Origin of the sequence: Peptoniphilus grossensis ph5, from assembly GCF_000311825.1 — a bacterium.
GTDB lineage: Bacteria > Bacillota > Clostridia > Tissierellales > Peptoniphilaceae > Peptoniphilus_A > Peptoniphilus_A hominis.
Genome location: NZ_HE978567.1, coordinates 207,698 through 217,290, shown reverse-complemented (window position 1 = coordinate 217,290; position 9,593 = coordinate 207,698). Strand labels below are relative to the sequence as shown.

The 9,593-nt window shown below is 39.3% G+C and carries 9 protein-coding genes; 7 read left to right on the top strand and 2 right to left on the bottom strand.

Annotated elements, in window-relative coordinates; genetic code table 11:
- Window positions 1–12: 12 nt before the first annotated feature.
- The gene (locus HGPG_RS05335; RefSeq protein ID WP_019125028.1) at window positions 13–339 is read right to left on the bottom strand and encodes an encapsulin-associated ferritin-like protein; all 327 of its coding nucleotides are present in this window, start codon (window positions 337–339) and stop codon (window positions 13–15) included.
- A gap of 130 nt (window positions 340–469) precedes the next feature.
- On the opposite strand from HGPG_RS05335, the gene HGPG_RS05330 reads away from it, so the two are divergent.
- The 4 genes from HGPG_RS05330 to HGPG_RS05315 are packed head-to-tail and all read left to right on the top strand — an operon-like array spanning window position 470 to window position 3,941.
- Complete coding sequence (locus tag HGPG_RS05330) at window positions 470–1,690, top strand: ABC transporter ATP-binding protein (RefSeq protein ID WP_019125027.1); 1,221 nt, start codon at window positions 470–472, stop codon at window positions 1,688–1,690.
- A complete protein-coding gene (locus HGPG_RS05325; protein WP_019125026.1) occupies window positions 1,683–2,318 on the top strand; it encodes an ABC transporter permease in 636 nt (211 codons plus the stop codon). The genes HGPG_RS05330 and HGPG_RS05325 overlap by 8 nt, the downstream gene beginning before the upstream one ends.
- Entirely contained in the window at window positions 2,318–3,304 is a 987-nt protein-coding gene (locus HGPG_RS05320) for an osmoprotectant ABC transporter substrate-binding protein (RefSeq protein WP_019125025.1), read from the top strand. Before HGPG_RS05325 ends, HGPG_RS05320 begins: the two co-directional genes overlap by 1 nt.
- Window positions 3,297–3,941, top strand: coding sequence for an ABC transporter permease (locus HGPG_RS05315; protein WP_019125024.1), 645 nt, complete (start codon window positions 3,297–3,299; stop codon window positions 3,939–3,941). The genes HGPG_RS05320 and HGPG_RS05315 overlap by 8 nt, the downstream gene beginning before the upstream one ends.
- A gap of 121 nt (window positions 3,942–4,062) precedes the next feature.
- On the opposite strand, the gene HGPG_RS05310 is transcribed toward HGPG_RS05315, so the two are convergent.
- Window positions 4,063–5,364: a Na+/H+ antiporter NhaC family protein gene (locus tag HGPG_RS05310; protein WP_019125023.1), complete on the bottom strand. Its 1,302-nt coding sequence runs from the start codon at window positions 5,362–5,364 to the stop codon at window positions 4,063–4,065.
- Window positions 5,365–5,540: 176 nt separating this feature from the next.
- Between HGPG_RS05310 and HGPG_RS05305 the strand changes: the two genes are divergently transcribed.
- Genes HGPG_RS05305 through HGPG_RS05295 form a run of 3 tightly spaced genes read left to right on the top strand, consistent with a single transcriptional unit; the run spans window position 5,541 to window position 9,545 of the window.
- Window positions 5,541–7,619: an efflux RND transporter periplasmic adaptor subunit gene (locus HGPG_RS05305; protein ID WP_019125022.1), complete on the top strand. Its 2,079-nt coding sequence runs from the start codon at window positions 5,541–5,543 to the stop codon at window positions 7,617–7,619.
- Window positions 7,609–8,292, top strand: coding sequence for an ABC transporter ATP-binding protein (locus HGPG_RS05300; RefSeq protein ID WP_019125021.1), 684 nt, complete (start codon window positions 7,609–7,611; stop codon window positions 8,290–8,292). The genes HGPG_RS05305 and HGPG_RS05300 overlap by 11 nt, the downstream gene beginning before the upstream one ends.
- A complete protein-coding gene (locus HGPG_RS05295; RefSeq protein ID WP_019125020.1) occupies window positions 8,292–9,545 on the top strand; it encodes an ABC transporter permease in 1,254 nt (417 codons plus the stop codon). The genes HGPG_RS05300 and HGPG_RS05295 overlap by 1 nt, the downstream gene beginning before the upstream one ends.
- Window positions 9,546–9,593 lie beyond the last annotated feature (48 nt).

The following is a 9,593-nucleotide window of genomic DNA, read 5'->3' as shown; positions in this document are numbered from 1 at the left end:
CTTTTTTTCTTTTTATCTTTTTTTGTCTTCTTCCTCTTCTTCCTTACTTTTTTCTTCTGCTTCCAAAATATTTCCTTCGCAGAATAAGTAAGTTCTCATTTGTTCGTCCCAGCCTTCTTGGTTGCGGCGAAGCCATTCAAGTGTCATCATTGCGTGTTCAATTTCTTCTTCAGCATTGTGCCACATGATTTCCTTTAATTCTTTGTCATCAGTTACTGCAACTCTTTGGAAGTACCAGTCAACTGCTTCGATTTCTTCTTTTAGGGAATTAATCGCCCTAATAATTTCTCTTGATTTCTTTGTCATTTCCGCTGCGGGTTCATGATAATCGTTAGCCATAATATGCCTCCTTAAAACAAAATACAATCTTCTATTAAAATTATAGCCACAAAAGCTTGTTAATAAACAAAATTTTTGAAAGTTCTTCTTTTGGGGTATAATAGAAAAAGACTGAAAAGGAGAGATTGTAATGATAGAATTTAAAAATGTCAGTAAAATCTATCCCGGCAATCAGGTTGCAGCTGAAAATATAAATTTAAAATTTAAGGATGGAGAGTTTATATGTTTTATTGGAGCCAGTGGATCGGGCAAAACTACTTGCATGAGAATGATCAACAGGATGAACGATATAACTAGCGGAGATATACTAATAAATGGAGTCAGCATTAAGGATATGGATCCCGTTGACTTAAGAAGGCAAATTGGATATGTAATTCAACAAATTGGACTCTTGCCACATATGACTGTCTATGACAATATTGTCCTTGTCCCCAGACTTTTGAAGTGGGACGAAGACAAACTAAGACCCATAGCAGAAAATTTAATCGAAAAAGTGGACCTTCCGCTATCTTACTTAGATAAATATCCTTCAGAATTATCTGGAGGTCAACAACAAAGAATTGGTGTAATAAGAGCTCTTGCAGCAGACCAAGACATAATTTTAATGGACGAGCCCTTTGGTGCCCTTGACCCAATAACTAGAGACGCCCTACAAAAACTTGTAAAGAGACTTCAAAAGGAAATGGGAAAGACCATAGTCTTTGTCTCTCACGACATGGACGAGGCACTTAGCCTTGCAGATAAAATTGTAATTATGAAAAAGGGCCATGTGGAACAATTTGACACGCCAGAAAATATTTTGAAAAACCCAAAGAGCAAGTATGTGGAAGACATGCTTGGGGAAGAAAAATTAAACGAAGCCAAGACTTCTTATAGGACTGTGGAAACTATTATGCTTAAGGATCCAGTTTCCCTGACTTCAGATAGGTCAACCTATGATGCCCTAGCTCTTATGAGAAAGAAGAGAGTAGACACAATTTTTGTAACAGACGAAGAAAATCATCTACTTGGAGCAGTGGGCATGTTTGACATTGGACGATTTGGTAAAAAAATAAAATCTCTTGATGAAGTTATGGAAAAGGTCTATGCCATAAGAGAAGACACCGTAATAATGAATGCCATTCGTGACATTTATAACTTGGACATAAAAAATCTTCCTGTAGTTGACTCTGAAAATAAGCTAGTTGGACTTGTAACTAGAGCCTCAGTAGTTGACACAATCTACACAAACCTTTGGGAAAATGAAGAGGAAGATGAAGTTGAAGAAATTTTTGAAGATGACAATTTATCTAAACTTATGAAGGATGCATCGGGAGAATCCTCTAAGAAGATAGGTGAAGATAATGCTTGATTTCTTAATGACTAATAGCACTGAGATCCTGTCAAAGTCCCTGGAGCATCTTTTTATTGCCTCAATTTCACTCTTTTTTGGAGTTTTAATAGCAGTGCCCATTGGTATATTTTTGACACGATCAAAGACGGCAGCAAAAATTGTCATGGCAATAGCATCAGTCCTACAAACTGTGCCTTCCTTTGCTCTACTTGCCCTCATGATTCCAATTTTTGGCGTGGGCAAAAAGCCAGCCATAGTTTCACTTTTCATATATTCCCTACTTCCAATTTTGAGGAACACCTATCTTGGTATAGCAGGAGTAAATGACAAGCTAATAGATGCGGCAAGGGGCATGGGCATGACCAGGTCACAAATTTTATTTAAAGTGCAAATACCTATGGCAATGCCAGTAATTATGAGTGGCATTAGACTTTCTGCCATTTATGTCCTTGCTTGGACGACTCTTGCAGCCTATGTAGGAGCAGGTGGACTTGGGGACTTTATCTTTAACGGACTTACCAATGCCATAATGCCAATGGTTGTTTGGGGAACAATCCCAGTAACCCTAATGGCAATAATAGTGGATTTCTTATTTGGCATACTTGAAGACAAACTTTCACCTAACAAGACAAGTGGGGTGGCATAATGAAAAAAACAAATAAATTTAAAAAAATAATTTTGATTTTTATAATGCTATCCATGCTTTTAACATCTTGCACCCTTCCAGGTCTAGGAGGAAATACCAAGACCAATGTAGTTGTAGCCACAGGCTCAAATACAGAAAGACAAATCTTAGGTGAGATAGTAAAGCAAATGATTGAGCACCACACAGACCTTAAAGTTTCACTTATAACAAACCTATCATCATCAGTCCTAAATCATATAGCCATGTTAAAGGGTGATGTCAATGTGGTAGGGGGCATGTACACAGGCACAGCACTTAGTGGCGAGCTTGGCATGGAGCCCATAAAGGATCCAAAGAAGGCAGAAGAAGTTGTAATGAAGGAATATTACAAGAGATGGGAAAGATATTGGTATCCATCCTTTGGCTTTGACAACACCTACGCCTTTATGGTTACAAAAAAATTTGCAGAAGAAAACAATTTAAAGAAGGTATCAGACCTTGAAAAAATAAAGGACAAAGTAAGCGTTGGCGTTGACACAGCTTGGATAAAGAGAGAGGGCGACGGCTACAAGGCCTTCCAAGAAATTTACGGCTTTAAATTTAAGACAATCTATCCCATGGACATAGGACTTGTCTACACAGCCCTTGCCAGCGGAGAAATGGATGTAGTCCTTGGCTATTCAACAGACGGCAAAATTTCATCCTACGACCTAGTAGTCCTAGAAGACGACAAGAGGCTCTTCCCACCTTACGACTGCTCACCAGTAGCATCAAAGGCCATAGTAGAAAAATATCCAGAAGTGGAAGAAACCATCATGAGACTTGTGGGACAAATCCCATCAGAAACCATGCAGGAACTAAACAGACAAGCCGATGAAGACTTAGAAATGCCAGCAAAGGTAGCAGAAAACTTTTTGAAGAAGAATAATTATTTTGAAGACCTAAAAGTTGACAAAAATAAAATAAAAGAATACAAAGAATTTGTGGAAGGAGGAAAAAATGTCTGATGTAATAATTTACTATGCACAAAACTCATCCTATGTCTTTGAGCAGTTCCTTAGACACTTTCTCATTTCCATATACGGAGTTTTATTTGCATCAATAGTAGCAATTCCCCTTGGATTTTTTGTGGCAAGAAGGAGAAAATTATCAAGAATTACCATTAGCATTGCCAATGTAATGCAGACAATACCTTCCCTTGCCATGCTTGCCATACTCATGTTTTTAATAGGAACGGGACCAGACACAGTGGTCTTTGCAGTATTTTTATACGCCATCCTTCCAATCTTAAAAAACACAGTGGCGGGCATAAATTCAGTGACGCCAGAACTCGTTGACGCAGCAACAGGCATGGGCATGACCAAGCTTCAGCTAATGACAAAGGTGGAATTGCCCCTTGCCATATCAATAATAATGGGTGGCATAAGAAACGCCCTAGTCCTTGCCATAGGAGTGACAGCAGTGGGAACCTTCATAGGAGCAGGCGGACTTGGCGACATCATAACGAGAGGAATAACAGTAGCCAACGGCAGCCCAATAATAATAGCAGGAGCAATCCCAACAGCCCTTATGGCAGTCTTGGCAGACTTTTTGCTGGGTATAATCGAGCACAAACTAACACCAAGAACCTTTACTAAGATTTAAAATTTTAGAAAATAAAAAACTCAGGTACACATGACAGTGCCTGAGTTTTTCTTTGCCAAAAAAATTTATTTTTTAAACTTTTAAAACGTTATTTATTTTCCGCCCCTTGCAAGTCCGTAAGTCAACTCTTTTTACTTTTTCTAAATTCGATAACAGAAGCTAGGGTGTTAACTAGGACTATATAGTGGTGGTAGAAGGAAAAGTATAGGGAGAGAACTGGTGCGCCAACCATCTCCAGGGGTGTTCTGCCAGCTATATTCCAAGGTATATAGGAGGGAGTCATAACTGCAGAGTTTTCCATATCCAGCGCCAACTTTTCACTGTCCTCGTAACTTTCACGAGCCATTTCATAAGTGAGCATTATGGTAAGGGTTTGGTTGGAAGAAAAAATTGAAATCACTGTGGACATGATAGACATGACCACCATATTGGGCAGCCTTGCAAAAAGTCTTTTTACATATTTTTTCACGCCCACAAGAAGGTCTGTCTCCTTAAAAAATCCAAAGTAGCCAGAGGATATACCCACGATTAAAAGCATCTTTAGCATGGAGACAAGGCCGCCGCCATTTATAAGCTTGCCTGCCTCAGAATCTATGTGAAAGCCAAAGATTAGGGCCCTAAAAATTTCGCCTGCCCCTTTATTTTGAAAGACTGCGGCAAAAATTATTGATATTACAATGGAAATCACCATATTTATTTTTAAACTCACCTTAAAAATTGACAGCAGGATGATGGAAAGGGTTGGGATAATCAATAAAGCGTTGAAATTAAATATTTCTTTTATTAGGTTTATGCCCTCCTTGTCGACCCTTGCGTCAATGCCAAGGTTAAAGACTTGGTAAGTTATTATTGTAAGAACAAAAGGAAGAAGACAAGTCCTAAACATATTTTTTAAGTTCACATAGAGGTCAGTCTTTGTGAGAGTCGCCACAAGTAGTGCTGATGTAGACATGGGAGAGGACCTGTCGCCAAAAAAACAGCCCGACAAAATTGCCCCGCCGCTAACTACTGGACTAAAGCCCATGGCATTTGATATGGACATGGAAATTATGCCCGCAGTTGATGCTGTGCCAAAACTTGTCCCTGTTAAAAAGGATATAGCAGAGTTAAAAATAAAAACTCCCACATAAAAAAACTTCGGTGCTATAAGGCCTGTCCCATGATAAATTATGTAGGCAATGGTGCCAGACAGTCGCCAAATGCCAGTGATCATTCCTATTAGGGAAAAGACCAGGAGTATTGTCTTGGTGTCCTTTATGCCCAGGAAAATCATCTTAAAAATTTCTCTTGGGCTAAATTTTTTCTTGTAAGCGTAAAGTGCAAGGACTATTAAATTTATAAAAAGAGCCAAGGCTATTGGGACTTTAAAAATTATTGCCAGGAATAAAAATAGCATAAATAAAATTAAGACAACCATCTCCATGGTAATCACCTCTACTACATTATAACTTAACTTTATCTTTATATATAATCTTTTATAATTTATAAAACTCACTAATAAAAATTTTACTTAATCTTAATAAAGATTTAAGAAATGTGCAGCTTATAACTATTGCAAAGGCAAAGGAAATTACTATATAATTGACTGTGGAGGTAGATATGAAGAATTTATACATAAGGACAAAAAACTTTATTTTCAAGAACAAAATTACAAAAATCTTTGGGCTAATTTTATTAATAGCCCTTGCATTTTTGATTTTTAAAATAATTTCAGGAAAGCTTAGTGGCAAAGATGGAGAGATAATTTCTTCCAACCAAGTAGTGACACTGAAGAAGGGCAGCGTAACTAATTCGGTGACAGAAAAGGGCAAGGTTGTGCCTTCAAACTCTGTGGAAGTTTTTGCAGAAAAGCCACTTCCTGTCACTCATGTAAATGTAAAAGTGGGCGACCTGGTGAAGAAGGGCGATGTTATTGCTCAGCTTGATTCATCTTCCATTGAGCAACAATTAAAGTCAAGAAGGGCACAAAAGTCTGCCACAGACAAAAATCTTTCTGCACAAATTTCTGCTGCCAAAAAAAGACTTGATGAGGCAATTTCTGGTCGTGATTCGGGCAAAAATCCAGCCATAGTCGCTGCCGAAACTTCACTTACTCAAGCCATGGATCAATACCTTGCGGCACAAAAATCCTATGACGACTTCAAGAGAAGTTTAGACGAAGCCTATAACCAAGGCATGGTTGCAGAAAAGAGCACGAGAGAAAATCTTGCCTACCAAGAAGAGGCGACAGACTTAAAATATAGACAACTGCAAGATGATATGAATAAAAACGCAAATAAAATTGCCGACAACAGGGCACTGGCAGCAGACAAGGCAAGGCAAGAGGCATATTTACAAAATGCACTTGATAATGAGAAGAGAAGACTAACTGAACTTGGAATTTCCATTAAGGAAGAACAGGGAAGACTGGCTGAGGCTCAAGAAAAAGTGTCAGGATTACAAGCTGAAATTTCTGGATTTCAAGCAGAAGTAGACCTTGAAGAACAAAAAAATCCTAATGATCTAAATAAAATAAATGAACTTAAAGGAAAAATTGTAAATAGAAAAAGCGAATTAGAAGCAATAAACTTTGAGGAAATAAAAAAATCAGCCAACGAAAATATCAATAGACTTACAAGGACACAAAACGAAGTAGAAATTGAAGTAAATAGAATTTCAGAAGACCTTGCCACTGCCAAGGCTGACCAGCAAAAATACACATCAGAGGCAGAAGCAATGGAAAAAGAATTGGAAGGCCAAGGAAAACAAGTTGACGGAACAAGGCTTGAAGTGAAAAAAGCCAAGGAAGACCTATCCTCTGATGCCGACAAAGCCATAAAATCACAGAAAGCTCGTGATGACGAATTAAAAACGCTGGCACAAAACCTTGAAACAGCCAGAGACAATTACGAAAGTGCCAAGAGAAATCTTGAATCCACGAAGACCCAAGTTGCCAATGAAATATCTGGTCTGTCTGACAACTTAAAGACGGCAAAGGCAGGTGCCAACAACCTAGACAGGGTGGAAATCGAAAATTTGACAGAAGAATTGGAAAAATCACTGATAAAGGCTCCAACTGACGGCACAGTTACAGAAGTAAATGCCAAGGAAGGGCAAGCGCCAGCGGCAGCAGTGGCAAAAATCGAAACCATTGACACCTTGAGGATAGAATCACAAGTAAAAGAATACGACAAAAATTCAGTGGCAGTGGGAACACTTGTGGAAATCACATCAGATTCAGCCATGGGCGAAACTTATAAGGGCAAGGTAATTTCCATAGATCCAGTGCCAATGCCAGCCTCTGCCGACAACAAAACGGGAGAAGTTCTCTACAAGACAACTATTGAATTAGATGAGGGGCAAGAAAGCAAACTAGCACCAGGCATGACCCTTAGAGTAAAATACATCATGAGCGAAGAAAAGAACACCTTCAAAGTGCCAACAGATGCAGTCTTTGAAAGAGATGGCAAAAATTATATCCTCGCCCTAAAGGATATGGGTAAGGATAAGTACCAAATCCAAAAAGTGGAAGTGAAATTGGGACTTTCCAATGACGCAGAAACTGCCATAAAATCTAAGGACTTAAAGGAAAATGACAAAGTCCTTGCCACATCTGGCGGCTATGGCGAGGGAAGCCTAGTAAAAGTAGTAGATGCAGACTTGGCAGACAAAAAAGCTGGAGAAAAAGATGAGAAATAAGCTGATAAAAATGGAGGGCATCAAAAAATCCTTTAACATAGGCAAGGAAAATGAACTGGAAATCCTTCACGGCATAGACTTTGATGTCAATGAGAGCGAATTTGTATCTGTAGTAGGACAGTCGGGCTCAGGCAAGTCCACCCTCATGAACATTATAGGCCTCTTAGATAGGCAGACATCAGGCTATTACGAGCTAAATAAAGTTGACATATCATCCCTAAAGGATAGCGAACTTTCAGCCTATAGATCCAAAAAAATTGGCTTTGTCTTCCAAAATTTTAACCTCATACCCAGGTCCAATGCCCTAAAAAATGTAGAACTCCCCATGACCTATGCAGGAGTCCCCAAAAAAGAGAGGGCAGAAAGGGCAGAAAGGCTACTTGAAATAGTTGACATGAAGGACAGGATGAACCACCTTCCCAACGAACTATCTGGAGGGCAAAAGCAGAGGGTGGCAATAGCGAGAGCCATGGCAAATGATCCCGACATAATCTTGGCAGACGAGCCAACGGGAGCCTTAGACTCCAAGACAGGCAGGACAGTCATGGATTTATTCCACAAGCTAAACGAAGTGGAGAAGAGGACTATAATAGTCATCACCCACAATCTTGAACTGGCAGAAGAAGCCACTAGGATTTACAAGATGACTGACGGGAATTTGGAGGAGATTTAATGGACCTATTAGAAACAATAAAACTCTCCTTGGAAGGACTAAAATCAAATAAATTAAGATCTTTTTTGACCATGCTTGGCATAATAATAGGCATAGGCTCAGTAATAGGCATCACAACCATAGGTGACGCCCTGACAAAATCAGTGAACAAGGCCTTTGACTCCATAGCCAACACAGCAGTCCAGTTCTATGTAAAACCAAAAAACGCAGATTATGACAGCGGCGAATTAAGTGAAAGTGATTTCTTCACAGAAGATATACTAAAATATTTAGAGGCTCAAAAGGGCAGGAGAATAGAGGAGTTAATCTATCATGGAGAAAGTGGACAAGGCTATGTAAAAGATGGTAGAAACAAAGAAGCAGTATCCATATCTTCCACATCTGAGGGAGAAAAAAATCTTTTTAAACTAAAGATGATTGCGGGCAGATTTTTAAACGAAGAAGATGTCGCTCGTGGCAAGTCCGTGGCAGTAATATCAGACAAAGTTTTAGAAAAGGTCTATAAAGTGACGGCACCAGAAGTCTTGGGCAGAGAGGCAAAAATTGAAGTCAACGGCAAGCTAATAGTTGCAACGATTATTGGTGTCTATGAGTACGAAGAAATGTCCGTCATGGGTCAATCTCTAAACGGAGCAAACTCCACACTTTACATCCCAAGGACCACAGGCGACAGAGAACTTTTAAGTGAACCCAGAACAGTTTATTATGATTTAGCATTGACACTTAAAAACCCCGACAGCATAGAAGAAGATGCACAGGCAATAAGTGACGAACTAAACGCAAAATTTTACGCCGACAATCCTCGGGCAGAAGTGGCATATTACTCAGCAAAAAGCGAGATAGCACAGATGAATTCTGCCATGTCATCAATCCAAATAGCCATAGGAGCCATAGCAGCCATCTCCCTTTTAGTAGGTGGCATTGGCGTAATGAATATCCTTCTCGTGTCAGTAACAGAGAGAACAAAGGAAATTGGCATAAGAAAGGCACTGGGGGCAACTCGTGGAGATATACGAAAGCAGTTTATAATCGAATCCATAATAATTTGCATAATCGGAGGAATCTTCGGCATAGCCCTTGGCACCATCATAGGAATAATCGGGTCCAGCATCCTAAAGGCAAGGACACTTCCTTCCCTTGGCGCCATAATAGTGGCAGTGGGATTCTCCATGCTAATAGGAATTTTCTTTGGCTACTATCCAGCCAACAAGGCAGCAAAAATGGATCCAATAGAAGCCTTGAGATACGAATAAAAAAAGAATTAAATGCAAGTGAGCTTAAAAAAGTTTGCTTGCATATTT